The 24,944-nt window shown below is 49.4% G+C and carries 28 protein-coding genes and 1 tRNA gene; 28 read left to right on the forward strand and 1 reads right to left on the reverse strand.

Annotation, left to right across the window (positions count from 1 at the left end; translation table 11 throughout):
• The first annotated feature begins 101 nt into the window (after positions 1-101).
• From selD to KKC1_RS14685, 16 genes are all read left to right on the forward strand, one after another.
• Positions 102-1,157, forward strand: coding sequence for a selenide, water dikinase SelD (gene selD / locus KKC1_RS14615; RefSeq protein ID WP_088555157.1), 1,056 nt, complete (start codon positions 102-104; stop codon positions 1,155-1,157).
• A gap of 36 nt (positions 1,158-1,193) precedes the next feature.
• Entirely contained in the window at positions 1,194-1,418 is a 225-nt protein-coding gene (locus KKC1_RS14620; protein WP_088555158.1) for a sulfurtransferase TusA family protein, read from the forward strand.
• Between the two features lie 261 nt (positions 1,419-1,679).
• Positions 1,680-2,726: a stage III sporulation protein AA gene (gene spoIIIAA / locus KKC1_RS14625; RefSeq protein ID WP_238134324.1), complete on the forward strand. Its 1,047-nt coding sequence runs from the start codon at positions 1,680-1,682 to the stop codon at positions 2,724-2,726.
• A complete protein-coding gene (spoIIIAB, locus tag KKC1_RS14630; RefSeq protein ID WP_088555159.1) occupies positions 2,719-3,237 on the forward strand; it encodes a stage III sporulation protein SpoIIIAB in 519 nt (172 codons plus the stop codon). The genes spoIIIAA and spoIIIAB overlap by 8 nt, the downstream gene beginning before the upstream one ends.
• Positions 3,238-3,255: 18 nt before the next feature.
• Positions 3,256-3,453: a stage III sporulation protein AC gene (gene spoIIIAC, locus KKC1_RS14635; RefSeq protein ID WP_088555160.1), complete on the forward strand. Its 198-nt coding sequence runs from the start codon at positions 3,256-3,258 to the stop codon at positions 3,451-3,453.
• A 12-nt stretch (positions 3,454-3,465) separates the two neighbouring features.
• A complete protein-coding gene (spoIIIAD, locus tag KKC1_RS14640) occupies positions 3,466-3,852 on the forward strand; it encodes a stage III sporulation protein AD (protein WP_088555161.1) in 387 nt (128 codons plus the stop codon).
• 10 nt (positions 3,853-3,862) lie between these two features.
• Positions 3,863-5,047, forward strand: a complete 1,185-nt coding sequence (gene spoIIIAE, locus KKC1_RS14645; protein ID WP_192868281.1) for a stage III sporulation protein AE — start codon at positions 3,863-3,865, stop codon at positions 5,045-5,047.
• A 9-nt stretch (positions 5,048-5,056) separates the two neighbouring features.
• On the forward strand, positions 5,057-5,704 hold the full coding sequence (gene spoIIIAF, locus KKC1_RS14650; protein ID WP_192868282.1) for a stage III sporulation protein AF: 648 nt from the start codon (positions 5,057-5,059) through the stop codon (positions 5,702-5,704).
• Positions 5,705-5,728: 24 nt separating this feature from the next.
• A complete protein-coding gene (locus KKC1_RS14655) occupies positions 5,729-6,313 on the forward strand; it encodes a stage III sporulation protein AH (protein ID WP_088555164.1) in 585 nt (194 codons plus the stop codon).
• Between the two features lie 5 nt (positions 6,314-6,318).
• The gene (locus tag KKC1_RS14660; protein WP_238134325.1) at positions 6,319-6,918 is read left to right on the forward strand and encodes a SpoIIIAH-like family protein; all 600 of its coding nucleotides are present in this window, start codon (positions 6,319-6,321) and stop codon (positions 6,916-6,918) included.
• Between the two features lie 197 nt (positions 6,919-7,115).
• A tRNA-OTHER gene (locus KKC1_RS16155) sits at positions 7,116-7,213 on the forward strand.
• Positions 7,214-7,336: 123 nt separating this feature from the next.
• Complete coding sequence (locus tag KKC1_RS14665) at positions 7,337-7,744, forward strand: Asp23/Gls24 family envelope stress response protein (RefSeq protein WP_088555166.1); 408 nt, start codon at positions 7,337-7,339, stop codon at positions 7,742-7,744.
• Between the two features lie 19 nt (positions 7,745-7,763).
• Positions 7,764-8,300 (forward strand): alkaline shock response membrane anchor protein AmaP, encoded by a 537-nt coding sequence (gene amaP, locus KKC1_RS14670; RefSeq protein ID WP_088555167.1) that lies wholly within the window; start codon positions 7,764-7,766, stop codon positions 8,298-8,300.
• 18 nt (positions 8,301-8,318) lie between these two features.
• On the forward strand, positions 8,319-8,537 hold the full coding sequence (locus KKC1_RS14675) for a DUF2273 domain-containing protein (protein WP_238134326.1): 219 nt from the start codon (positions 8,319-8,321) through the stop codon (positions 8,535-8,537).
• A 33-nt stretch (positions 8,538-8,570) separates the two neighbouring features.
• On the forward strand, positions 8,571-8,999 hold the full coding sequence (gene nusB, locus KKC1_RS14680; RefSeq protein WP_088555168.1) for a transcription antitermination factor NusB: 429 nt from the start codon (positions 8,571-8,573) through the stop codon (positions 8,997-8,999).
• Entirely contained in the window at positions 8,999-9,955 is a 957-nt protein-coding gene (locus tag KKC1_RS14685) for a Kae1-like domain-containing protein (RefSeq protein WP_088555169.1), read from the forward strand. The genes nusB and KKC1_RS14685 overlap by 1 nt, the downstream gene beginning before the upstream one ends.
• Before the next feature lie 68 nt (positions 9,956-10,023).
• Here KKC1_RS14685 and KKC1_RS14690 read toward each other — a convergent pair whose 3' ends face one another.
• Positions 10,024-11,922, reverse strand: coding sequence for an FAD-dependent oxidoreductase (locus KKC1_RS14690; protein WP_088555170.1), 1,899 nt, complete (start codon positions 11,920-11,922; stop codon positions 10,024-10,026).
• 411 nt (positions 11,923-12,333) lie between these two features.
• Here KKC1_RS14690 and KKC1_RS14695 point away from each other — a divergent pair, with 411 nt between their 5' ends.
• The 12 genes from KKC1_RS14695 to fdhF all read left to right on the forward strand — a co-directional run bounded on the left by KKC1_RS14695 (position 12,334) and on the right by fdhF (position 24,923).
• Positions 12,334-12,765 (forward strand): NADH-quinone oxidoreductase subunit A, encoded by a 432-nt coding sequence (locus KKC1_RS14695; RefSeq protein ID WP_202820111.1) that lies wholly within the window; start codon positions 12,334-12,336, stop codon positions 12,763-12,765.
• Positions 12,756-13,340: an NADH-quinone oxidoreductase subunit B gene (locus KKC1_RS14700; RefSeq protein WP_088555171.1), complete on the forward strand. Its 585-nt coding sequence runs from the start codon at positions 12,756-12,758 to the stop codon at positions 13,338-13,340. The genes KKC1_RS14695 and KKC1_RS14700 overlap by 10 nt, the downstream gene beginning before the upstream one ends.
• The gene (locus KKC1_RS14705; RefSeq protein ID WP_088555172.1) at positions 13,309-13,770 is read left to right on the forward strand and encodes an NADH-quinone oxidoreductase subunit C; all 462 of its coding nucleotides are present in this window, start codon (positions 13,309-13,311) and stop codon (positions 13,768-13,770) included. The genes KKC1_RS14700 and KKC1_RS14705 overlap by 32 nt, the downstream gene beginning before the upstream one ends.
• Before the next feature lie 18 nt (positions 13,771-13,788).
• Positions 13,789-14,979 (forward strand): NADH dehydrogenase (quinone) subunit D, encoded by a 1,191-nt coding sequence (gene nuoD / locus KKC1_RS14710; protein WP_088555173.1) that lies wholly within the window; start codon positions 13,789-13,791, stop codon positions 14,977-14,979.
• Between the two features lie 15 nt (positions 14,980-14,994).
• Positions 14,995-15,426 (forward strand): NuoI/complex I 23 kDa subunit family protein, encoded by a 432-nt coding sequence (locus KKC1_RS14715; protein WP_088555174.1) that lies wholly within the window; start codon positions 14,995-14,997, stop codon positions 15,424-15,426.
• Between the two features lie 13 nt (positions 15,427-15,439).
• Positions 15,440-16,480 carry an NADH-quinone oxidoreductase subunit NuoH gene (nuoH, locus tag KKC1_RS14720; RefSeq protein WP_202820112.1) on the forward strand — a complete coding sequence of 347 codons (1,041 nt, stop codon included), beginning with the start codon at positions 15,440-15,442 and terminating at the stop codon, positions 16,478-16,480.
• Between the two features lie 21 nt (positions 16,481-16,501).
• A complete protein-coding gene (locus KKC1_RS14725) occupies positions 16,502-17,029 on the forward strand; it encodes an NADH-quinone oxidoreductase subunit J family protein (protein ID WP_088555175.1) in 528 nt (175 codons plus the stop codon).
• A complete protein-coding gene (gene nuoK / locus KKC1_RS14730; protein WP_088555176.1) occupies positions 17,016-17,321 on the forward strand; it encodes an NADH-quinone oxidoreductase subunit NuoK in 306 nt (101 codons plus the stop codon). The genes KKC1_RS14725 and nuoK overlap by 14 nt, the downstream gene beginning before the upstream one ends.
• 15 nt (positions 17,322-17,336) lie before the next feature.
• Positions 17,337-19,217: an NADH-quinone oxidoreductase subunit L gene (gene nuoL, locus KKC1_RS14735; RefSeq protein ID WP_088555177.1), complete on the forward strand. Its 1,881-nt coding sequence runs from the start codon at positions 17,337-17,339 to the stop codon at positions 19,215-19,217.
• A gap of 28 nt (positions 19,218-19,245) precedes the next feature.
• The gene (locus KKC1_RS14740) at positions 19,246-20,697 is read left to right on the forward strand and encodes a complex I subunit 4 family protein (RefSeq protein WP_088555178.1); all 1,452 of its coding nucleotides are present in this window, start codon (positions 19,246-19,248) and stop codon (positions 20,695-20,697) included.
• 17 nt (positions 20,698-20,714) lie between these two features.
• The gene (locus KKC1_RS14745; RefSeq protein ID WP_088555179.1) at positions 20,715-22,133 is read left to right on the forward strand and encodes an NADH-quinone oxidoreductase subunit N; all 1,419 of its coding nucleotides are present in this window, start codon (positions 20,715-20,717) and stop codon (positions 22,131-22,133) included.
• Between the two features lie 87 nt (positions 22,134-22,220).
• Positions 22,221-24,923 carry a formate dehydrogenase subunit alpha gene (gene fdhF, locus KKC1_RS14750; RefSeq protein WP_088555180.1) on the forward strand — a complete coding sequence of 901 codons (2,703 nt, stop codon included), beginning with the start codon at positions 22,221-22,223 and terminating at the stop codon, positions 24,921-24,923.
• Positions 24,924-24,944: the final 21 nt, after the last annotated feature.

Raw genomic sequence — 24,944 nt, forward strand, 5'->3', positions numbered from 1 at the left:
GGATTTGGATTCTCTGCTTGATAAGGCAGAATAGGTATCGACTTTTACCATTTCTTTTCGGCTGAGAAGTCTTAGCAGGTAAAGGATGGTGATTCGATTCGATGGAAACAATTAAGGAGCGGCTGTCACTAACCCAGCTTTCCTGCAGTGCTGGCTGAGCCAGTAAAGTGGGGCCAGGGGTCCTGGCCCAGGTTTTAAAGAAGCTGCCCACCATGTGTAACGAAAACCTGTTGGTGGGTACGGACACTAGTGACGATGCCGGTGTCTACCGCCTCAATGATGAGATAGCCATTATTCAGACGGTGGATTTTTTTACCCCCGTTGTAGACGATCCCTACCTTTTCGGCCAGATAGCCGCCGCCAACTCCTTGAGTGACGTTTACGCCATGGGCGGACGACCCCTGACGGCCATGAATGTTACCTGTTTTCCCACCAATAAGCTGGACCTGGGGGTGCTGGAAGAAATCTTGCGGGGAGGGGCGGACAAGGTGTTGGAGGCTGGTGCCGTGCTGGTAGGGGGGCATACGGTGGAGGATAAGGAACCCAAATACGGCCTTTCGGTGACTGGAGTGGTAGACCCGCGGCGGGTAATAACCAACAAAGGGGCGCAGCCCGGGGATAAACTGATTTTAACTAAGCCCCTGGGGACAGGGATTATTACCACTGCCCTTAAGGGAGGCATTCTTGCTCCGGAGGTACTGGACCGGGCGGTAGGCTGGATGGTAATGTTGAATGATAAGGCCTCGATGGCCATGCAGGAAGTGGAGACTCATGCCTGTACCGATATCACCGGCTTTGGCTTGCTAGGTCATGCCGCAGAGATGGCTTCGGCCAGCGGGGTGGGCATGCGACTGTTTGCCGGTCAGGTTCCAGTTTACCAGGAAGCTCTTGAATTGGCAGAGCAGGGTATTATTCCGGGAGGGGCTTTTGCCAACCGCAATTACCTGGGAGAGCGGGTTGTCTGGGACCGGTCTGTACCCCAGTCCTTGCGGGATGTGTTTTACGACCCGCAAACATCAGGTGGTCTGTTAATTGCTGTTCCCGGGGAGATAGCGACAAAGCTGGTAGCTCTGCTCAAGGAGTACGGGATTACTGTAGCCGGGGTGATCGGCGAGATAGTGGCGGACCATCCTGGAAGTATTTATGTGGAACCGTAAGTAAGTGGGATAAAATTTGATGGAGGAGTGAGACTGATGGCTGTAGTGGATTTGGATACTTTGGGCCTTACATGTCCTTTTCCCTTGATCAAAGTGCAAAAAAAGATGGCCGAATTAAGTGCCGGCGATGTACTGCGGGTAGAGACCGATTGCATCAGCGCTACGGAAAATATTCCTAACTGGGCACAGAAAATGCAATACCCCTGTCAGGTTAAAAAAATAGGTTCCGGACGGTGGGAGATAACCGTAACCAAGAAATGAGATGGTTATAGGTCAAGGATCTTGTGCTTAAGCACTAATTTGGCGCCATCAAGAGAACCGGCTTTGAGCCGGTTTTTTTTTGGCATTCGGGGAAGTTCTCCATGGGGAAAGGGCTATCTAGCATTTGCCCCCTGGCGGCAAAGCTCCAGGTGGAGAAGAGAGCATGGAGGGGAAGGGTGGACGAAAAATTTCTACCACAAGTTTTTTGCATAAAGTTGGTAATTGGACAATATTTATATTAAAGAGAAGGAGGGGACAAATTTGAGGATAGTTCCGCTGGTGGGGGAGAATGACTCCGCCGGGAAAATAGCAAGTCAGGTGAAAGAAGCCTTCTCCGTTCTTTCCCCTCGTGTCCGGCAAATGGTAGAAAAGCTCCCTTCTGTCGTTTTGTCTAAAGTGGAAGAGATAAGACTTCGCCAAGATAGACCCCTGCTGCTCCAAACCTTTGAAGGAGAAATAGCCGTAGGTCCGAGCGGGATAAGTACTATGGAGGAAGCTTACCGGGCTACGGCGGACGACCTGCAGCGGACCCTCCAGGTTATTAGTCAGAGCTCTGTCTATGCTTTAGAAGAAGAGTTCCGAAACGGTTATATAACTGTTGAAGGGGGACACCGCATAGGCTTTGTGGGCAGAGCGGTGATACGGGACGGGAGGATCCATAGCCTCAAATTTATCTCCAGTATCAATATACGGGTAGCCCGGCAAGTACGGGGATGTGCCGACCGGGTGATGAGTTACCTGATAGATATGTCGTCAAAGCGCCCGTTACATACCCTGATTATTTCCCCGCCCCGCTGCGGAAAAACTACTCTTCTCCGGGATATTATCCGGCAGTTCAGCACCGGGGTGCCTTCCCTTTCTTTGGCCGGGGTGAATGTAGGTTTGGTAGACGAGCGTTCGGAGATAGCCGGTTGTTTTCGAGGCGTTCCGCAATTAGATGTAGGACCGAGGACAGATGTGTTAGATGCCTGTCCCAAATCGGAAGGTATGATAATGCTGGTACGTTCCATGTCGCCTCAGATAGTGGCTACCGATGAATTGGGACGGCTTGGAGAAATGGAGGCAGTAGAAGAAATGTTGAATGCCGGTATAAGTTTAATTACTACCGTACACGGAAGGGATCATAAGAGTTTGAGCAATCGCCCGCAGTTGAAAAAATTAATGGAGCGAGGGATTTTTGATCGGTACGTTATTCTAAGCCGGTCGCGGGGGGTGGGTACGATAGAAGCTATTATCGATGGTAACAACGGAAAACCATTGATTTCCCAGTCCTTTCTTGCCCGGCCGAGGGGTGGAGAATATGACTAAATTGCTCGGTGCGGGATTGACCGTAGTGGCATGCGGGTTGATGGGGATTACTGTTTCTCGCAATTACACTCTCAGGCCAATGCAGTTGAGAGCCCTTCAATCGGCTCTTCAGATGCTGGAGACGGAGATGGTGTTTACGGCTACTCCTTTACCGGAAGCTCTGGAGCGGATTGGACGGCATAGCAGCCTACCTTTATCATTGCTCTTTTGTGGTGCCAGCCAACACTTAAAAGGAAACGAAGGATATACGGCGGCGGAGGCCTGGGAAAAAGCTTTGGATAGTTTTGCCGAGTACACAGCCCTGACTACCGAAGATCAAGAGATTCTGCGAAGGTTTGGGCAGGGCCTGGGGAATTCCAGTACCGAAGAGCAGGTTAAAAACCTGGCGTTGGCCCGGGAACAGTTGAAACAGCAAGAGGCAAAAGCGGAAAACGTACGCCAGAGACAGGAAAAGTTGTGGCGAAATCTAGGTTTTGTGGTAGGGCTGGTCTTAGTCCTGATTTTCTATTAGAAGAAAGGTGGTTCTCCCATGGATGTCGACCTTATTTTTAAAATTGCCGGCGTAGGCATCTTAACTGCCGTACTACACACTGTGTTAAAACAAGCTGGTAAAGAGGAACAGGCCCACCTGGCTACTCTGGCGGGAGTAGCTATCGTGTTGATGTGGGTTATTCAGATGTTAGGCAATCTTTTCGACCAGGTAAGGTCGGTTTTTCAGTTGTACTGAGGGGGGTAACCTTTGGAGATCTTGCAGATTGCCGGCTTGGGACTGGTGGCCACGATATTTGTCGTCATATTGAAACAGGAGAAACCTGAACTGGCCATGCTACTCAGTATTGTAACCGGGGTTATTATTTTCATATTGGTCCTGGGCAAGATCGCCAGCGTCTTCAATATCCTGGAGGAATTGGCCAACCGGGCCAATGTGAACCGGTTTTACCTCTCCACCCTGCTCAAAATAGTAGGGATTGCCTATATAGCTGAATTTGGTGCCCAAGTATGCCGGGATGCTGGAGAAGGAGCGATTGCCAGCAAGGTGGAATTTGCAGCCAAGATTATTATGATGGTTATGGCGGTGCCCATTATTGCGGCTATTCTGGAAACTATTATCAGACTTCTCCCATGAGGTGGGAATTTTGAAAAAAGTCATCTTGTTTTGGGTGGTCTTCTGGGCCTTTTTATTGACCTTATCCCTGCCCGCCCGGGCGCAGAGCACTCAGGCGGCTTACGGGGAACAACTGTTGAAAGAACAGATTCAGACCTTAGATCTGCAAGAGGTAGAAACTTTTATCCGGCAGATAGATGCAGAGGTTGGGGAGTATCTCCCCGAGATAAGCATTTCCAAGGTCTTGGATGACCTTCGACACGGAAAACTGGATTTGGGTTTAGATTCTTTTTTAAAAGGGTTGATGCGGTTTCTTTTCCGGGAGCTTTTGGCCCAATCGTCTCTACTGGGTAAGCTGGTTATTTTGGCGGTACTTTGCGCAGTTTTGCAGAGTTTGCTCGTTTCCTTTGAGAAGGGAACCACAGGACAATTAGCCTACATGGTAGCGTATCTGGTCTTAATAACCATTGCCCTCAGTTCGTTCAAACTGGCCATCGATACCGGACGAGAAGCCGTCGACCGGATGGTAACCTTCGTACATGCCTTGTTACCGGTTTTGTTAACCCTTTTGGCGGCTATTGGGGGGATGACCACTGCTGCCCTTTTACATCCCTTCATACTAATTTCCATGGGTATTTTGAGTACTCTCATCAAAGGGGTTGTTTTTCCGCTTATTTATTTTGCCGCCATACTGAATTTGGTCAGTGAGATTTCTACCCGTTTTAAAGTGTCTAACTTGGCTTTGCTCTTCAGACAGATTTGCATAGGCCTTTTGGGGCTCTGCTTAACCCTCTTTATTGGTCTGCTCTCCGTTCAGGGAGTGGCCGGTTCAGTGGCAGACAGTGTCACTTTGCGCACGGCCAAGTTTATGACCGGTACTTTTGTACCTGTGATTGGTAAATTGCTATCCGATGCTGTAGAGGCTGTGGCAGGTACTTCTTTGCTTTTGAAAAATGCAGTCGGTATTGTAGGGGCTATGACCGTCTTGATTCTCAGTCTTTTTCCCGTGCTTAAAATTTTGGCTCTAGTCATGATTTACCGGGTAGCTGCTGCTTTAGTACAGCCGTTTGGGGATGCTCAAATAGCCAATAGTCTGGAGGCTATGGCTAATAACCTGATTTTCGTTTTTGCTGCGACAGCGGCGGTAGGACTCATGTTTTTTACGGCGATAAGTATTATTGTAGGTATGGGAAACGTGACGGTAATGCTCAGGTAGGTGGTTGCTTTGGACATATTGCGGGACCTGGTAAGAAATCTGGCGGTCATCGTATTACTGGCCGGTTTTGCCGAAATGCTTTTGCCCAATAGTGACATGAGGCGTTACGTTAAACTGGTGATGGGGCTTTTTGTTCTGATTACCGTTTTGAATCCTGTGGTGACGCTGCTGGAGAAACAACAGCTCAACTTTGAAGTAAGCGCCTGGCAATATTCTGTGGGTAATGAAGCTTTAGATACCATTTTGCGCAAGAGCGAAGAATTAAAATCCACTAATGCACGGGAAGCATTAGAGGAATACCGTCGCCGGGTGGAGAGACAGATACAGGCTCTGGTAGAGTTGATTCCCGGAGTAGAAAAGGTAGAAGCTCGCGTGGAAGTAGAGGAAAACCGGGATTTGGTCACCTTTGGCAGCCTGCGTGCGGTCTACCTGACGGTGGAAACTCCGACTGCGGGAGGTGAAAGGGAAGTCCAAGAGTCAAAAGAATCCGGAATGGTTCGAAAAATACCTCCGGTCAAGATAGAGATAGGTAAGAAGACAAGAGATGAAAAAGAGATTTCCAGTCACCAGCGACTGGAGGCAGAAATTATCAGCACAGTTGCCAATTTTTATGGTCTTCGACCGGAACAGGTGAAAGTAACCATTAAGATTTCTTAAACGGAAAGGCGGGAGGTGGGAAAGGTGAAAAATCTTCCAAAGGCCCAATTGCCTGCCTTTGGAGCTCTGGCAGTTTTAGCTTTGGTAGGGCTCGTACTGATAACTGCCGGTAACCTGACAGGAACCGAACCCAGGCCTGAACCGGCAGGGGGAAAGAGCTCCAAAGAGTCCTGGGTGGAACCCGGTATAAATCTTTTGACGGCAGCCGAAATGCGACTCGAAGAACGCTTGGAACAAATATTGTCGGAGATTGAGGGGGTGGGGAAAGTTTCAGTGACGATTCTCTTTAAAACTGGTCCTGAGTATAAGTTTGCCGTCAATGAGAACTCCATTAAACGTACCGTCCAGGAGGAAGACCAGACGGGAGGAACCAGAGTAACGACGGAGGTCAATGAAGATGGGCAGTTGGTACTGGCCCGGGCCGCAGAACTGGGTGGGGAAAAACCGGTAGTGGTTAAGGAGATAAAACCGGAGGTACAAGGAGTGTTGATAGTGGCCGAAGGTGCTGAAAATCCGTACGTCCGCGAAAAACTGAGCCGAGCGGTACAGACGATTCTAGATATTTCTCCCCACCAGGTAAGTGTTTTATCCCGAAAGAAAGGTAGGTGATGGCTGTGGCCATAATTGTCACCCGGAAAAAGGTGATTGCAGCCGTTTGTTTGGGAACAGCTTTGTTGTTATTGCTGGTTATTTTTGGGAAAAATCTGCTATTTCAAGAAAAGCGACCGGAACTGTATGAAGAGACAACCGAGACCGCCCTGCGGGATAGCGGGACTGAAAGAGAACAACAAAAATTGGGAGAAGAAGATTTACAAGAGAAGCTAACCCCGGTGCCTGCGGCTAAAGAATTGGAAAGCGGATCGGGAGATGAATTTTTTGTGGAATACCGACTGGAGCGGGATCGGATCCGCAGCCAGCAGGTTCAGTTGCTTAGGGAGGTGGTAGATAATCCTAATTCCGTTGCTGAGACGCGCCAGGAAGCTCAGAACCGTATTCTGGAGATTACCCAGCGGATGGAGCAGGAGCTGCAGTTGGAAAATTTGATAGTGGCTAAAGGCTATAAAGATGCGGTGGTTTTTATCGAACCGGATTCCGTGACCGTCATAGTCCACGAAAAAAATCTTACCCAAACGGATGCGGCTAAAATAGCCGATTTAGTTTCCCGTTATACGGATCATAAATTGGAAGATATCGTGATTATTCCCAAAGGGTAGAGTGCGGCACAAACCGCACTCTAATTTTAAATAAAGCTCTCTAACTGCGTGTTATCCATGATTAACCTTGAAGTTCTAAATTTTTTATATCAGGAGTTTAAAATATAAAATATTTTTATGCTAGATATAAAAGGATTTTAACTATTGAAGACATATATTATTTATCATGAGGCTGGGAGGAGATGTTCATCAAGAACGGAGGGGATGGAGCTGGTGCTCCCCACGGGCTGCAAACCCGTTGGCCTGGCCGCGAGAGCGGTTGGGGGTCGGGTTCGATTCCCACTCCCCTCCTCCATTAAGCTTGTCTAAGTGCAGTAGACAAGCTTTTTTAGTTTGGTTAGCATGAGACTTTAGTTTGTATTTGTTTACTAGTTTTTGGTATAATATATTAGCATGATAATTGTAGGAGGTGCTAGATGTGGATAATAATGAGATTACTGTTAATCACCAAAAGGAGAACGATTTGGGTACCATACGCATAGCTGATGAGGTGGTAGCCATTATAGCTGGTTTGGCCGCCACCGAAGTGGAAGGAGTTGCCGGGATGAGCGGAGGGATAGCCGGCGGTATAGCGGAAATGCTGGGGCGCAAGAATCTCTCCAAAGGCGTTAAAGTAGAAGTGGGAGAGAAAGAGGCGGCGGTAGACCTTTATGTAATTATGAAGTTTGGCGTTCGCATACCGGATGTGGCTTTGAAAATCCAGGAGAGTGTAAAGAAGGCTATAGAAAACATGACTGGTCTGAAAGTGGTGGAGGTCAACGTGCACGTCCAGGGGATAGCTTTCCCCTCGGCGGAAAATAAGGAAGAGGAACACCGGGTCAGATAGGAGTTGAAAGGAGACACCCATGAAAATTCTGGACAAATTTTTGGCCGTTTTGTTTTCCTTAACTCTTACGGTCGTTGCTCTTATAATTATAGCCATTGTCGCCGGATGGAGGCAGCCTTTATTTTACGTCAACATGGCTTTTGGCCAAACTAGTTTGCGCTGGTTGGTTGCGGCCTTCGCCGGGGTGGTTTTTTTGATTGGCTTGTGGCTCTTACTTGTCACCCTTCGTCGTCCCCCGGTACTACAGGCAGTAGCTAGGAGTACAGCGCTCGGTGAGGTGCGTATTACCCTCTTGGCTCTCCAAAGTATGGTCAAGAAGGCTGCAGGGAAGGTGAACGGCGTTAAGGAAATCAAGCCGCGTCTCAAATTCACTCCCGAGGGAGTGGCCGTTTTTCTACAGGTTATGATTGTCCCGGAGATAGACATTCCAGAAACCGCAGCTGAACTTCAGGAAAAGGTAAGGGATTACTTGGAGAGATATGCCGGTATACGAGTAGTGGAAATCCGAGTTCTGGTGGAGAATCTGGCTGAAGAAATCAGAGCCCGGGTGGAATAAAAAAGAGGTGATAGATCATTGGACTGGAGGCGTATGGTATTATTTCTCCTGGAAGAACACCGGGGTAAGGTTTTGGGAGCGATTATTGGACTAATGTTTGGCCTGCTGGTGGCTGTTTTTAATTTTTGGAAGGCTATTTTCATTGCTCTGTGCGCAGTGGCAGGATACCACATCGGGAAAAAGTTTGACCATAAGGGTAATTTCAAAGATTTTTGGGACAGGATTTTTCCTGAATAAGAAAAGCAATAATATGGTAAAGGGAGGATTTCTGTGAGTAGAAGGGTAGCCCGCGAGAAGGCACTGCAAATTCTATTTCAAATAGATGTGGGAAGAGCCAATCCAGAATTTGCTACCGAATATATCCTCGAGGAATCCACCCTGGAAGAACAGGATGCTGCTTTTACCCGGCAGGTGGTAAAGGGTACTTTAGAAAATATTTCCACTATCGATGAGCTTATCGAAAGCCACTCCCAGGACTGGGATTTGGCGAGGCTGGCCAATGTAGACAGAAATATTTTACGTCTGGGAGTATATGAGCTCCTTTACCGGGATGATATTCCTCCTAGTGTTTCCATTAATGAAGCAGTGGAACTGGCTAAAATTTTCGGTACCGAGGAATCGAGTAAATTTGTCAATGGAATATTAGATGCTATTAAACATCGGGTTGCTGAGAACCGTCCGCTAGAAGGTGACGAATAATGAAATATGTTTTAGGGATTGACACTAGTTGCTATACTACTTCGGCAGCCCTGGTAGACGAGGAAGGGAACTTGAAGGCCGAACACCGCCAACTGTTGTCGGTACCCCAGGGAGAAAGGGGGCTGCAACAAGCGATGGCGGTGTTTCAACATGTACAGCAATTGCCCCAGGTCATAAAAAAGACTCTGGCGCCGGTAAGAGGCAAAAATATTGGGGCAGTGGTTGCCAGTGTAAAGCCCCGGCCGGTAGAGGGTTCTTACATGCCGGTGTTCACGGTGGCTCATAGTTTCGGTAGGACAATGGCAGAGGTTTTGGGAGTTCCTTTTTTTGCTACTACCCACCAGGAAGGCCATATCATGGCCGGCCTGTGGTCCAGCGGGATGCCTTCCCGAGACAAATTCCTGGCGGTCCATCTGTCCGGGGGGACTTCGGAACTCTTGTTAGTGGAACGGGAGAATAAAGGGGGATTTTCCTTTGCCATAAAGTTGTTGGGAGGAACTACCGATCTCCATGCGGGTCAGTTTATTGATAGGGTAGGAGTAGAAATGGGCCTTCCTTTTCCGGCCGGACCGCATCTGGAGAAACTGGCTTCGAAGAGCAGGACCGGAGTAGTGAGCATTCCTTCCTCTGTCCGGGGATTTAACTTTAGTTTTTCTGGGCCGGAAACGCAGGCCCGGAAGTTGTTGCGCCAGGGAATAGCTCCGGCGGAGGTAGCCCGGGCAGTGGAAAGGTGTATAGCCACCACTCTGGAAAAAATTTTGCGCCCGGCGGTGAAAGAGTTTGAGCTGGCGGACGTTTTAATCGTGGGGGGTGTGGCAGCCAACCGCTTTATAAGGGAGAGACTGCGCCAACGCCTGGAACACCGGGCGGTAGGAGCGCGGCTTTTCTTTGCCGACCCCCGTTACAGCGGGGACAACGCAGTGGGGGTAGCTCAGTTGGGATGTAAAATGCTATAAAGGAAAAAGACCTCACCGTTTTTAGCCGGATGAGCCTTGGTGAGGTCTTGAGTACGGAGTCTGGAAGACTACGCATTGGAGGCCGAATCAAGAACCATCAGCCCAACGCGATAACACCTGAGACACCGTCCAGTCTCCGTTATACCGTCATGCAAGTTGAAGCCCAACTCCACTTCGCGGAAATCTTTAAGGCGTTCCTCCACGGGCGCCATTTCTTCTTCTTGACGCGGCCGGCCGTTCAGAATCCCTACCCGCTCGTTAGGATCAAAGACGCCGAACTCCTTCAACCATGCGTCCACAAGATCTTCCCGTACTGGTTCCACTTTACCGGAGGTAAGGTACTGGTCAATAGAAATGGCGGCTCTGTTTCCCTGGGCCACAGCTTCAACAACCGTTCTGGCTCCGAGAACTATATCGCCACCGGCAAATACTCCCGGAACTCCAGTAGCCAGAGTTACCGGATCGACAGCAATTGTTTTCCACTTAGTCAGTTCGATCCCTTCATGGTCCAAGAAAGAGAGATCAGCTACCTGGCCGATGGCGGGTATAACCACGTCGCACGGAAGGAAAAATTCCGACCCCGGAATTGGAACAGGACGTCTGCGGCCGCTGGCATCAGGTTCTCCCAGTTCCATCCGGATACAGTTAAGACCCTTCACTTTACCGTCCTCGGCCACGATTTCAGTAGGGTTAGCTAGGAAGCAAAACTTTACTCCCTCGGCTTCAGCATCTCTTACTTCACACTCGTTAGCTGGCATCTCCGCTCGTGTACGACGGTAAATCAAGTAAACTTCTTCAAATCCTTTACGCAATGAAGAACGGGCGCAATCCATGGCTACATTACCGCCGCCAATTACGGCCACCCTTTTACCAGCAGGTATGGGAAGGCCGAGATTCATATTTCTCAGGTATTTTACACCAGGAATAAAGCCTTCATAACCTGCATTTTCGCCTTCAATTCCCATCTTGGCGCTATCATGTAACCCGGCGGCAATAAACACAGCCTGATAATTCTGGATGAGGTCCTGTAAGCTTATATCCTGACCCACACGGGTATTGTACTTGATTTCCACCCCGAGGGCTTTGATGGCCTCAATTTCGCCCTGCAAAATATCGCGAGGCAGTCGATAAGGCGGAATACCCACCGCTAGCATTCCACCGGCTACCGGTAAAGCCTCAAAAATAGTCACTTTGTATCCTTTTCGGGCCAGTTGGTACGCACAGCTCAACCCCGCGGGACCGGCCCCTACTACAGCCACCTGCGCCTTACTGTTTTTACCTTCGCCTTTCAAGGTCGGTTTACGGCCACGCTTAAGTTCATAGTCGGCCACAAATCTCTTTATACCTCGGATGGCAATGGGTTCGTCGAGGAGTCCTCGGCGGCAGTGTTCCTCACACGGGTGGACACATACTCTACCCAGTACACCCGCTAAGGCGGTAGATCTTCTGATGACTTCTAACGCTTCCTCAAAACATCTTTCGGTTGTACGTTCTATATATGATGGAATATCGAGATGGGCAGGACAACGGTGTAGACACGGAGCGGTGACCAAGGCATGATATTTTTGATCGGAGTTTGAAGGGGCGCAATATTTTGATAATTCCTGATAATTATTCAGAAAATCTATAACCGGCTTACCGGCAGATTGGCCTAGTTCGCATTTTGAACCATTAACGACCAGGTTGGCTACGCTCATCAGCTGTTGCCGGAGAGAGGGGTCATCTTTCTGGGCAAGTTTTTGCAGTAAACTTAAAATTATTCTGGTACCAACCCGGCAGGGCACGCAGCGCCCGCAAGATTCTCTCTGCACAGCTTCATAGTAAGCAATAAGCGCTTCTAAAAGGTTAACTTCAGTATCGGCGATCAGAATACCGCTCCAGCCGATAAAGGCTTTTACCGGCTGTCCCCCAAATGATGGGAGCGAGGTCTTAAGAACGTCGCCGCCGCTCTTCCACGTACTGAACAAGCTTCTTCCCTCCCCGCTTAGTAAAGGATATCACTACCTTCACGCTGGCTACCGCTGATCAAGCAATCTGGTGGGTAGGTACAGAAGACCTCGGTTCTATCATATCTATCATATCAATACAAACTAATAAAGGCAAGCATATATAACCGTACTTATTCGGGTTAATACCGCATATAAATACACAAAGAAAGATTGATTTATCAGATTAAAAAGTTTTTTCTGAAATTAAAAAGAGGAATTTCTCAATGTCTGGCGAATATGGTTACACTGGTGGGTAGTGTCTGCTCCTCTATCGGTTTAAGAACGAGTTTTACAGGCGGTACATGGCCGTTCCCTGGTAAGCGTTCTGATATGAGGAACGCTGGAGATTAATTCCATCGGGTTGATACATAACTGGGTAACCATGCGGCCATGTTTACTGCCGGTGCGATGCTGGCTACGCTTCTGGCGGTAGACCTTGGTGACTGCCTGAAAGGGGTGAACTTTTTGTTCGAGTTTGGGAAGATTGCTTTTTTTACCTTGGTGGGCGTCCTGTTGGTAGGCTTAATCTATTTTCTTAACTGGTTCTTATCCCCCAAAACCGTGCCTACGCAGCTGAGAAATACTGCCTACGAATGCGGCGACCCGCCGGTAGGTAGCGGCTGGGCCCGATATCACCTGAGCTATTATCCTTTTGCTTTATTATTTGTGGTTTTTGATGTGGAAGCCATCTTTCTTTTTGCTTGGGTGGCTGCTTTTAAACCATTAGGATTATTTGGTTTAATTGAAGTCATGATTTTCATTCTTATGCTGGTGGCAGGGTTAGTTTATGCCTGGCGGAAAGGAGTTTTAAAATGGGTGTAGACGACCGGTGGGAAAGGTTTCATCAGACAGAGCCTGGACCATTGGGAAAGTTATTTGCCCATGTAGAAAAAATACCCGGTGGGCAAATTCTGATTGGGTGGTCCGAAGCGTTAGTTAACTGGGGTAGGAAATCTTCGTTATGGCCTATGACTTTTGGTCTGGCCTGCTGTGCCATTGAGATGATGAGTACCGGAGCTTCCAACTTTGATATCGATCGTTTTGGTGCCGGTGTTTTTCGTCCTTCAGCCCGGCATGCGGACGTAATGATTGTAGCCGGTACTATTACTTATAAAATGGCGCCGCGGGTCAGAACTCTTTATGAACAAATGCCTGCCCCGAAGTGGGTAATAGCCATGGGCAACTGTGCCTGCAGCGGCGGGCCTTTTAACACCTATAGTGTAGTGCAGGGAATGGATGAAATTGCGCCGGTAGATGTTTATATTCCCGGCTGTCCCCCCCGTCCGGAAGCTTTGCTCTATGGGCTGATGAAATTACAAGACAAGATTATGCAGGAAAAGATCACCCGAAGGGGGTTGGTAAAAAATGAGCCCCGCGGAATTAGTCAAGGCGCTTAAGCAAGAGTTTGGAGACCACGTCGCTGTTGTTCAAGAGGAACCCCAGCTAGTTGTGGAGGTTTCCCGCGAGAAATTAGTAGAGATAGCTCGTTTTTTGAGGGATACTCCTGGGTTGGCATTTAATTTCTTGATCTACGTTACAGCAGTGGATAAGATCGAGTATTTCGAAGTGGTATATGCCGTTCGTTCCCTTAAGGAGCGACACCAGTTAATGCTGAAAGTGAGGATTTCTAGAGAGGAACCGGAAATTCCCTCTGTTACTTCGGTCTGGCCGGCTGCCAACTGGGATGAGCGGGAGACTTATGACTTGTTTGGAATTCGCTTTACCGGTCATCCCGATTTAAGGCGCATTTTACTTCCCGATGACTGGGAAGGGCATCCGCTGCGCAAAGACTATCCGGTTGATCGGCGGCCGGAGAAAGTTGTCTAAATGGAGGAGAAGGTACCAATGGAAAGTATTCCGAAACCGACCAATACTGAGGAAATCTGTTTGAATTTAGGGCCGCAACATCCTAGTACTCACGGGGTAATGAAATTTGAACTTACTCTGGAGGGAGAGCGGGTAGTTAAATGCGTGCCTGTCATCGGTCAACTCCACCGTGGGCTGGAAAAGATGGCTGAGGGCATGCTTTACAGCCAGTTCATTCCTATGACTGACCGGTTGGACTACTTAGCCGGTGCATGCAATAACCTGGGTTATGTCCTGGCGGTCGAAACTTTGATGGGCGTGGAAGCGCCGGAGCGAGCGAAGTATATTCGCGTCATTATTTCTGAACTGCAGCGGATAGCCAGTCACTTGGTAGCGGTAGGCACTATGGCTTTGGACCTGGGAGCCTGGACGGTAATGCTCTATAGTTTCCGGGAACGGGAAATGATCCTGGATATTTTTGAAATGTATTGCGGCGCCCGTATGACCCTGAATTGTTTCCGGGTGGGTGGAACCCCTTACGATCTAACCCCGGAGATTATTCAGAAGATTGAGGATTTCCTGAAGGTTTTTCCGAGTCGTTTGGATGATTATGAGGCGTTATTAAATAAGAACCCCATATGGCTGACCCGGACGCGGGATATAGGTGTAATTTCGGCAGAAGATGCTATTGCCTACGGGCTTAGCGGCCCTAACCTGCGGGCATCGGGAGTAGAGTGGGACATCCGCAAGGCGTATCCCTACGAAATCTACGATCGGGTAGAATTTGACATTCCTACAGGTTCCCGGGGAGATGTGTACGACCGGTACTGGGTGCGCATGGAGGAAATGCGGCAGAGTTGTCGGATTATCAGACAGGCCTTGGATCAAATGCCGGAAGGTCCTATTATGGTAGATATTCCGGGTGTTTCTTTAGCGGATAAAGCACAGTTCCCTACTAATTTTCCGGCAGTAGTGCGCCATTTCGAGCTGCTGGTAAAAGGCTTCCAACCGCCGAAAAGAGAGATTTATGTAGGGGTGGAGAATCCTAAAGGAGAGTTGGGCTTTTACCTGGTTAGCGACGGAACCGGTCGTCCATATCGCCTGAAGATCAGGGCGCCATCCTTTGTGAGTGCTCAAATTTTGCCCAAGGTAATGAAGGGGACACTGTTGGCGGATGTTGTATCAATCCTGGCCAGCTTTGACCCGGTAATGGGAGAAATTGACCGTTAAAAGGGGTTAGGTACCATGGCACTACGGTTACGAGATGTGGTTTTAGCGAAAGAACTTATAAGAGGATTGGGGGTTACTTTGCGGCACCTGTTTCAGAAGCCGGTAACCCTCCAGTACCCTACTGAGCGAAGGGAACCTCATGAGCGTTTTCGCGGGTTAGTCCGTTGGGACAGGGAAAAATGCGCAGCATGCGTGCTTTGTGAGCACTACTGCCCGGTGAAGGCCATTGATATAGTAACCGGGGAAGGGGAACAGGGAGAAAAGGTAGTATTACACTACCAGATAGATGCGTCTCACTGCATGCTGTGCGGGTTTTGCGTAGAAATTTGTCCGGTCAACGCTCTTTCCCACTCGCCTTATTACGAACTTGCTGTGTACGACCTCGAGGACACTATCTACGCACAGGAAAAGATGGCCGGTGAGCCGCCGATAACCAGGTATCGGTAAGGAGTGACTGAAGATGTGGGAATTTTTTTACGCACCAGATCAATGGGCGTATGGTATTTATAAGGCCGTAGAAACCTGGGGACAGAGTGTTGGCATTCCGGTATCCTTGATACAGCTTTTGTTGCTGATACCGGTGGCCGTAATATTGTTGGCTTTTATCTTCTTGAATGTGATGTTTTTAACTTGGATGGAGAGAAAGGTAGCGGGACACATCCAGGTGCGCTATGGGCCCATGCGAACTGGATGGCATGGGCTGATGCAGCCCGTGGCTGACGCAGTGAAGCTCCTATTTAAGGAACCTATAGCCCTGCCGGGAGTTGACCGGTTCATCTACTTTTTAAGTCCTATGTTTATGTTTACCATGGCCATGATGGTATTTATCGTAATACCTTTCAGTCCCGGCTGGGTAGTGGCTTCGCTTGACTACGGTTTGCTGTTTATCTTTGCCGTCAGCGGGATGAGCAGCTTTTTTGTCCTGGCGGGAGGATGGTGCAGCAATAACAAGTGGTCCCTGCTAGGGGCCATGAGGACGGTGGCGCAGGTAATCGGCTATGAAGTCCCTTTAATTCTTTCGGCTTTGGGAGTAGCTCTCTTGGCCGGAAGCTTAAACCTAACGGATATTGTTGCTTCGCAGAAAGGAATGTGGAATATCGTAAAGCAACCACTAGGTTTTATCCTTTTCCTAATGGCTTCTTTGGCGGAGGCCAACCGGGGACCTTTTGATTTGGAAGAAGCGGAGCAGGAACTGGTGGGAGGATATTTAACAGAATATTCCGGTATGCCCTTCGCTATGTTTTACCTGGGAGAGTATACCCACCTTTTAGCCAGTGGGGCCATCATTACTACCCTCTTCCTGGGAGGCTGGCAGGGACCGTTACTGCCTCCTATTATCTGGTTCCTGATCAAATGTTACGCGGTAATATTTATCTTCATGTGGATCCGCTGGACCTATCCGCGGATCAGAGTGGATCATTTGTTGCAATTTAATTGGAAGTTTGTACTTCCCCTAGCGTTAGTTAATCTAGGTATAACCAGTTTAGTTTTGGTGCTGTAGATAAGGAAAGAAGGGTGAGCCATGGACGGTTTTTTCTTTAAGCTATCCTTTGTGGTACTGTCGTTGATAACCGTGCTTTCTGCCCTGATGGTAGCTACCATGAGAAATTTGTCCCGGGCAATTATGTTTTTGGTTTTCTTTTTCCTGGGAGCTGCAGGTCTATATTTTCTCCTTGAAGCCGAATTTCTTGCTTTGGTACAAGTAATGGTTTATGCCGGAGCAGTATCGGTTCTCTTTGCTTTTGTGATCATGCTCACGCCTCAATTGCCCGGGGTGGAGGTCCCGCAGACGACCAACCATTGGGCAGGATTGATTATCACGGTTGTCTTCCTGCTCGTTATGTTGTTTGCGTTTAGGGAGGTCAACACGATCAAGGCGGTAGAAGTTTCCAGGAGTCTGTCGCTGAATGACCTGGGACAGACGTTGTTGGGACAGTATTTGTTGCCTTTCGAGCTGGTGTCGTTGTTGTTGTTGGTAGCCCTGGTAGGTGCTGTTATGTACACAAGCCGGGGCCATGAGAGGGGGGAAAAGGAACATGGCTCTGGTTAATTATCTGGTAATCGGGGCGATAGTCTTCAGCATCGGGGCCTTTGGTGTACTTACCAGGCGCAATGTAGTCTTTGTTTTTATGTGCCTGGAATTGATGTTCACTGGCGTAGGAATAACTCTGGTAGCTTTTTCCCGTTATTTTGCACCTGACTTAGCGGTAGGGTATATTTTTGTTATTTTTATGCTGACGGTGGCGGCAGCAGAGACTGCCCTGGGCTTGGGGATATTTTTGGCCGTGCAGAGAAAGCATGGTACTATCTCTACCGATGAGTTTTCCAATCTTAAGGGATGATGAAGGTGGTGAAGTATGGTGCAGTATGCCTGGCTTATTCCGGCCATGCCGTTATTGGCATTTATCGTAATTGTGGCCTTTACCTATAAGAGGCCGGTACTCAGCGGATTGGTAGGAGTTTGCGGGACGGCGATTTCTCTAATCCTTTCTCTGGCTGTTTTTGGGTCCGTATGGGCCGGAAAAGAAACTGAACTGAGTTTTCTATGGGCGGACTTGGGCCAATTAAAGCTGGAGATGGGCGTCCTGCTTGACCCCATGAGCGCGGTAATGTTCGTAGTCGTTTCCGTGATCTCGCTGTTGGTATTTATCTATTCTTTCGGGTACATGCATGGAGACCCGGGTTTTTCCCGTTTTTACGCCTTCCTGTCCCTATTTGTTTTTTCCATGTTGGGCTTGGTTGCGGCCAATAACTTTCTGCAAATTTTTATCTTCTGGGAACTGGTAGGCTTGTGCTCTTATCTCTTAATCGGATTCTGGTACGACCAACCTGGCGTCGCACTTCCCCCGCCCTTAGCAGGAATGAGGGCCTTCATTACCACCCGTATCGGGGACGTAGGCTTTTTGCTGGGGATACTGGTGCTGGTAGCGGCAGTCCCTACCTTGAATTTTCAGGAGGTTTTTGAGTTTGCCGAGGCAGGGGAAATTAGTTCTTCCGCTTTAACGGCGGCAGGTATTTTGATTTTCGCCGGAGCAGTTGGTAAATCCGCTCAATTTCCGCTCCACACCTGGTTACCCGACGCTATGGAAGGTCCGACCCCGGTGAGTGCGTTGATTCACGCCGCTACCATGGTGGCAGCAGGTGTATACCTGGTAGCACGGGTGATGCCGATAGTAGCCATGTCACCACAAGCACTATTGGTTATAGCTTATGTCGGAGGCTTCACTGCTTTCTTTGCGGCTACTATTGCTCTGGTTTATACCGACTTCAAGCGGGTTATCGGTTATTCCACCATTAGCCAGTTGGGGTATATGATGATGGCCCTAGGCGTTACTGGGGCGGCGAGCGTGGGTATGTTCCACCTTACAACCCATGCCTTTTTCAAAGCCTTGCTGTTTCTGGCTATCGGTAGTGCGATCCACGCCGTCCATTCTCAGGATATGAAAGATATGGGCGGACTGGGAAAGGAAATGAAAATCACTTCCTTTGCCTTCTTGGTCGGTTCGCTGGCTTTGGCTGGAATCCCGCCTTTCAGCGGTTTCTGGAGTAAAGATGAGATAATTTACTCGGCCTTCCACTCCGGCTATGTAGGTTTGGGAATATTGGGGTTGGTGGCGGCATTTTTCACGGCCTTTTACATCTTCCGCGTTTACTTCCATGCCTTCCGGGGCGATGTTCCGGAGCATATGAAGAAGCACCACATTCACGAATCACCTCCGACCATGACCATCCCCATGCTTATTTTGGCTGTATTTGCGATAGTTGTAGGCTTGGTGGGAACTCCGTGGCATAACTATTTTGCCGCTTTTATCAGTCCGGAAGAGCACCATGAGGCAGGAGTTAACTCATTGGCTCTGACACTAATGGTGGTTTCTACGCTGGTTGCGATTAGCGCCATCTTCCTGGCCTGGTTGATTTATGGACGACGCAGAGTTACCGAAGAGCCAATGGCTCGCTCGCTACCCTGGTTATTTAAGTTTCTCTCCAACAAATGGTATATTGAAAACTTTTATTATGGAGTAATTGTGCGATATGGAGCGGTTGGTCTGGCTTACTTCCTGGCCTGGTTCGACCGAGCGGTAATTGACGGCTTGGTAAATGGCGTGGCGCGGTTTGTCGATGTTATCGGCATGGGTCTGAGACGATTGCAGACCGGCTATTTCCAGTTTTATGCGGTAATTATCTTAACGGCGGCTACCATCAGTATCGTGTACTTTGCGTTATTCTGGAATATATGAACTGGAATTGGGGGAGGGAAATAATATTATGCCCTGGCTCTCGGCGTTGCTCTGGCTTCCGTTGCTGGGAACTCTCTTAATTTGCTTTATGCCACGACAGCAGGAGAAGTTAATTAAAGGTACAGCCTTAGTCGTTGCTCTGATAGACTTATTCTTATCTCTTGTTCTGTACTTCAGTTATGATAACCGTTTGGCCGGATTTCAGTTTGTAGAAAAGGCGACCTGGATGAGCTCGCCTGCTATCAGTTACCACCTTGGGGTGGACGGGATAAGCCTCCCGATGGTAATTCTAACCACTTTCATATTTGTGTGTGCCATCCTGGCGTCGTGGAACATTAAGCACCGGACTAAAGAGTACTTCTTACTGGTTACGATTTTGGAAACGGCTGTGTTGGGTGTATTTGTCTCTTTAGACCTGTTTCTGTTCTTCCTTTTCTGGGAACTGGAATTAATCCCCATGTATTTCTTGATAGGAATTTGGGGTTCCGAACGGCGGGAATATGCAGCGATGAAGTTTATAATCTACACCATGGCAGGCAGTGCTTTTATGCTGGCCGGATTTTTAGCCATGTATTTCCTGGCTCCCAGTCCTACCTTCGACCTGGTGGATTTGAGCCGGGCAGGATTTGCTCCTCAGGTACAAGCACTACTGTTTATCCTCCTGTTCCTGGGATTTGGCGTAAAACTTCCCGTCTTTCCTTTCCATACCTGGCTGCCTGATGCTCACGTGGAAGCACCGGCACCGATCAGTATGATCCTAGCTGGGGTACTCTTGAAAATGGGGGGCTACGGACTCATCCGCATCAATGCGGGGCTCCTGCCGGAAGGTCTTAAAGCCTTTATTCCTTTACTGGCGACTCTAGCCGTGATAAATGTTATATACGGTGCCTATGTCGCCATGGGACAAAAGGATTTGAAGACCATGATCGCTATGTCCAGCGTAAGCCATATGGGCTTTGTCTTGCTCCCCATAGCCGCCTTAACGCCGGTAGCGTTGAATGGTGCAGTTTTAGAAATGTTTGCCCACGGAACAGTTTCCGGTTTGCTGTTTTTCCTGATCGGCTTACTCTATGAACGGGCCCACACCCGGCAGATACCGGAACTGGAAGGAGGCCTGGTAGCCCAAATTCCGCGCATGGGAGTGGCCTTTATTATGGCCAGCATGGCTTCGTTAGGATTACCGGGTATGAGCCAGTTTATCGCCGAATTCATGGTGTTCCTAGGATCATATCCTGTTTTGCAAGTGCCGACCATCATTGCTGTTTTCGGGATTGTGTTGACCGCCGGATATATGCTGTGGATGGTTAAAAGGATATTCTACGGTCCTCTTAACCCGCGTTGGTCTCATCTAACGGATATGGGTCAAGTTTATGAATATATTCCCCTGGTAGTCTTGATGGGCCTGACAATTGTGGTAGGCGTCTATCCTGCCTTGATAACTGATTGGAGCCATCCTAGCTTGATGGCCTTGCTCAGGTAGATAGGAGGCGAGGAAGCGTGAATTGGTGGTTACTAACCCCGGAGATTATCATAACCGTTACCGCTTTACTGGTTTTAGTACTGGACTTCATGTTGCCGGAGAGCAACCGGCGCGAGGGACTGGGAACCGTCGGGGTCCTCGGGCTGGTGGTGGCCCTTCTGGCCAGTTTCAGGCTGTTAGGGGTAGAGGATAATCTTTTCAACGGCGTATTTGTGGTAGACCGACTGGCCGTTGCCTTTAAGATTATCTTTATCTCCGGCGCTCTGTTGGTTTATTTGCTTATCATCTCCTCCTTGGAGCGGCTGCCGGGACGGAGGGGAGAATTTTTCTGGCTGGTGCTTACCGCCTTGCTGGGAATGATGGTTACGGCTGCAAGCCGGGAGCTTGTAACCATCTACGTTGGCATCGAGCTTATCAGCCTCTCCTTTTACGCCCTGGTTGGTTACCGGCGGGACGATAAAAATGCAACGGAGGCAGCTCTTAAGTACTTTATCCTGGGTTCCTTTGCCATTGGCCTGTGGCTTTACGGAGCGGCTTTAGTTTACGGACTGACCGGGCAGACCGATTTGATAGAGATTGCCAAGATGGTAGACAGCGGGAGCAGCCCATTGCTCTTGATCGGCTTGTTCCTTCTCATAGTGGGCTTCGGCTTTAAAATGGGCCTGGCACCCTTCCACATGTGGGTTCCCGATGCCTACCAGGAGGCGCCGACTCCTGTTACTGCCTTCTTGGCCGTTGGATCGAAGGCGGCGGCCTTTGCGGTGTTTGTGCGGGTGATGTTAACGGGATTTCATTCCTTGGCTGCGACCTGGGCGCCTTGGATAGGGTTCGCGGCCGCAGTTACCATGACTTGGGGGAATGCAGCGGCATTGCGCCAGACTAATATCAAACGGATGCTTGCTTATTCAGGTGTGGCTCATGCCGGATATGCCTTGGTAGGTGTGGCTTCGGCCAGTGCTGTAGGATCTCAAGCGGTTACCTTTTACCTGTTTGCGTACCTGTTTGCGACGCTGGGAGCCTTTGCGGTAGTGGTGGCATTTTCAAACCTGACCGGCAGCGATCTCATATCCGATTATGCCGGGTTACACTGGCGAAATCCCTTCCTCGCCTTGGGCCTGACGCTATGCCTGCTATCCTTGGCGGGGATACCTCCGCTGGCGGGCTTTTTCGGCAAGTTTTATCTCTTCTGGGGAGCCATCCAGCAGGGTGGATGGTTGCTGGTTCTGGTAATTATTGCGGCTATAAACAGTGCTATTTCCCTGTACTACTACGTAAATGTGATACGGGTGATGTATTTCATCCAACCTTCAGTAGAGCAACCGGTAACATCCCCTTTGCTGGTAAATATAACTTTGGTGGTCGCTTTGGCGGGAATTGCTCTTGCAGCCTTTTACTTCCAGCCGGTACTTGCAGGTATTGAGCTGGCTGGGCTTTGATGACGCTTGGGGGAAATAGGCTTTCGATTGAAGGGGAAGGTTTGGTTGCTTAGATCGGCTTATGATTAAGAAGGAGGGGCGTGGATAATGGTTAAGTTAAAGATAAACGGGCAAGAAGTAACCGTTGATGAAAATACAACCATATTGGAAGCTGCCCGTAAAATCGGTATTTCTATTCCCACCCTCTGTTATCACCCTAGACTGAGACCTATGGGTCATTGCAGGATGTGTCTGGTAGAAGTGTCCGGGGTGGAAAAACCGGTGACTGCCTGCGATACACCGGTACAAGAGGGGATGGAAGTTATTACCGATACCCCCAAAGTTCAGGAACTGCGCAAGAGTGCACTGGAGATGCTCATTGCCGCCCACCCGGTCAACGGTTGTTACACCTGCGACCGTTCAGGAAACTGTGAGTTCCAGGATTTTGTTTATGAGCAGGGTATAACCGAATGTGAGGTAACAACTGACACTTACCGGTACCCGGTGGTGAAGGACAACCCGTTTATTGTACGGGATTATGAAAAGTGTATTCTTTGCGGTCGTTGCGTTGAGGCCTGCCGGGAGGTACGGGGAAGAGGCGTCCTGGACTGGGTAGACAACGGCTTTAACAGCAAGGTGACAACAGTTAAAGACGGGAAAGAAGTTTCCTCCGAGGAAGCAGGGTGTGTTTACTGCGGCAACTGCGTGCAGGTATGTCCGGTAGGGGCGTTAGTGGAGAAAAACCGCCGTTACCAAGTGAGAGAATGGGAGATGCGGAAGGTGAAAAGCATTTGCCCCTACTGTGGAGTGGGTTGTAACCTGGAGCTCTACGTACATGATAACCGGATTGTTAAGGTAATGGGATGGGACAATCCGGAAGTGAACCAGGGTTGGTTATGCGTGAAAGGGCGGTTTGGTTGCGATTTCCTTCATGATGAAGGGCGTTTGACTACCCCCCTGATCCGGGAAGGGAAAAAAGGCGAAGGCAAGTTCCGGGAAGCCTCTTGGGAAGAAGCCTTGCATACGGTAATCAGGGGTCTGAAGCATGTTAAAGATACGTATGGTTCCGATGCCCTGGGCGTGATAACTTCTGCCAAGTGTACTAACGAGGAAAATTACCTGATACAGAAGTTCGCACGGGCAGTGTTGAAAACGAACAATGTAGATCATTGCGCCCGTCTCTGACACTCTTCTACGGTTGCCGGTCTGGCAACAGCATTTGGTAGCGGGGCAATGACCAATTCAATTGCTGAAGTGGAAAAGGCGAATTGTATTCTGGTAATCGGTTCTAATACCACGGAAAACCACCCCATCATCGGGCAAAAGATTAAGGCTGCGGTGAGAAACCACGGGGCCAAACTTATTGTGGCCGATCCCCGGGCGATTGAACTGACTGAATACGCCCATATCTGGCTCAGGCAGAAACCGGGAACCGATCTGGCTCTTATTAACGGCCTACTACATGTGATAGTGGAAGAAAAGTTGTATGATGAAGAATTTATCCGAACGCGCACGGAAGGCTTTGACGAAGTCAAGAAAGTAGTTGCCAAGTACACGCCGGAGTATGTGGAAGAAATCACGGGCGTACCGGCAGAGGATATCCGGCGGGCGGCTCGTCTTTATGCACAGGGCCCGAGATCTAGTATATACTATGCAATGGGGATTACCCAGCATGTAACCGGGACGTACAACGTTATGGCCCTAGCCAACTTGGCTATGGCCTGCGGCCACATTGGAAAGGAAGGTACTGGGGTTAATCCCTTGCGGGGACAAAATAACGTGCAGGGTGCCTGCGATATGGGCGGACTGCCCAACGTCTACCCCGGGTATCAGAGGGTGGATGATGACGAGGTTCGTAAGAAATTTGAAGAAGCTTGGGGAGTTGAGCTTCCGTCTAAGCCGGGCCTGACGCTGGTAGAGATGCTAAAGGCGGCAGGGGAAGGAAAGGTTAGAGGACTTTACATTGTCGGTGAAAACCCGGTGCTAACGGATCCGGATTCGAAGCATGTAGAAGAGGCCTTGCAGAAACTGGATTTCCTGGTAGTGCAGGATATTTTCCTTACCGAGACGGCCCGTTATGCCGACGTAATCCTACCGGCGGCCGGCTTTGCGGAGAAAGAAGGTACCTTTACCAATACGGAACGGCGGGTACAAAAACTGGAGCGGGCTCTTGACCCACCGGGCACAGCCCGGCCCGATTGGCAGATAATTCAGGATGTGGCCCGGGGTATGGGCTATCCCATGCATTATCGCACCCCGCAGGAAATTATGGAAGAGATTGCCCGGCTCACTCCCAGCTACGCCGGTATCAGTTACGACCGTCTTGGCGATATCGGTCTGCAGTGGCCCTGTCCCGATAAGAATCACCCAGGGACCCGATTCTTACACAAAGATAAATTCGCCCGTGGCTTAGGGAAATTCCATGCTGTTGAATATCAACCGGCTGCAGTTGTCCCCGACGAAGAATATTCGATCGTTCTTACTACCGGTCGTATCCACTTCCACTATCATGCCACCATCAGCCGGCGGGCTAAAGGACTGGAGGAGGTTTGCCCCGAACCTTATGTAGAAATAAGCCCGGCAGATGCCGTGCGGATGGAAATAAGGGATGGGCAGAAGGTAAAACTTATTTCCCGCTTCGGGGAAGTGGAGGTAAAAGCAAAGATTACGCCAAGGGTAGCTCCGGGAGTAGTATTCTTGAGCTTCCACTTTGCCGAGGCACCGGTAAACCGGCTAGTCGGCCCGGCCCTCGATCCGGTTGCTAAGATACCTGAATACAAGGCGGGGGCCGTCAAGGTAGTAAAGGCCTAACCCTTCCCTTAGCCCTATTTA

This window comes from Calderihabitans maritimus (assembly GCF_002207765.1).
Taxonomy (GTDB): Bacteria; Bacillota; KKC1; order Calderihabitantales; family Calderihabitantaceae; genus Calderihabitans; species Calderihabitans maritimus.

What these genes read in the sequence shown, in the direction of transcription:
- amaP (WP_088555167.1), top strand. Translation starts at nt 7,764, where the DNA reads ATGAAAATTCTGGACAAATTTTTGGCCGTTTTGTTTTCCTTAACTCTT.
- KKC1_RS14620 (WP_088555158.1), top strand. Translation starts at nt 1,194, where the DNA reads ATGGCTGTAGTGGATTTGGATACTTTGGGCCTTACATGTCCTTTTCCC.
- spoIIIAB (WP_088555159.1), top strand. Translation starts at nt 2,719, where the DNA reads ATGACTAAATTGCTCGGTGCGGGATTGACCGTAGTGGCATGCGGGTTG.
- KKC1_RS14695 (WP_202820111.1), top strand. Translation starts at nt 12,334, where the DNA reads ATGTTTACTGCCGGTGCGATGCTGGCTACGCTTCTGGCGGTAGACCTT.
- spoIIIAC (WP_088555160.1), top strand. Translation starts at nt 3,256, where the DNA reads ATGGATGTCGACCTTATTTTTAAAATTGCCGGCGTAGGCATCTTAACT.
- KKC1_RS14685 (WP_088555169.1), top strand. Translation starts at nt 8,999, where the DNA reads ATGAAATATGTTTTAGGGATTGACACTAGTTGCTATACTACTTCGGCA.
- KKC1_RS14740 (WP_088555178.1), top strand. Translation starts at nt 19,246, where the DNA reads ATGCCCTGGCTCTCGGCGTTGCTCTGGCTTCCGTTGCTGGGAACTCTC.
- KKC1_RS14705 (WP_088555172.1), top strand. Translation starts at nt 13,309, where the DNA reads ATGAGCCCCGCGGAATTAGTCAAGGCGCTTAAGCAAGAGTTTGGAGAC.
- nuoD (WP_088555173.1), top strand. Translation starts at nt 13,789, where the DNA reads ATGGAAAGTATTCCGAAACCGACCAATACTGAGGAAATCTGTTTGAAT.
- nuoK (WP_088555176.1), top strand. Translation starts at nt 17,016, where the DNA reads ATGGCTCTGGTTAATTATCTGGTAATCGGGGCGATAGTCTTCAGCATC.
- nuoL (WP_088555177.1), top strand. Translation starts at nt 17,337, where the DNA reads ATGGTGCAGTATGCCTGGCTTATTCCGGCCATGCCGTTATTGGCATTT.
- nuoH (WP_202820112.1), top strand. Translation starts at nt 15,440, where the DNA reads ATGTGGGAATTTTTTTACGCACCAGATCAATGGGCGTATGGTATTTAT.
- KKC1_RS14725 (WP_088555175.1), top strand. Translation starts at nt 16,502, where the DNA reads ATGGACGGTTTTTTCTTTAAGCTATCCTTTGTGGTACTGTCGTTGATA.
- KKC1_RS14715 (WP_088555174.1), top strand. Translation starts at nt 14,995, where the DNA reads ATGGCACTACGGTTACGAGATGTGGTTTTAGCGAAAGAACTTATAAGA.
- KKC1_RS14700 (WP_088555171.1), top strand. Translation starts at nt 12,756, where the DNA reads ATGGGTGTAGACGACCGGTGGGAAAGGTTTCATCAGACAGAGCCTGGA.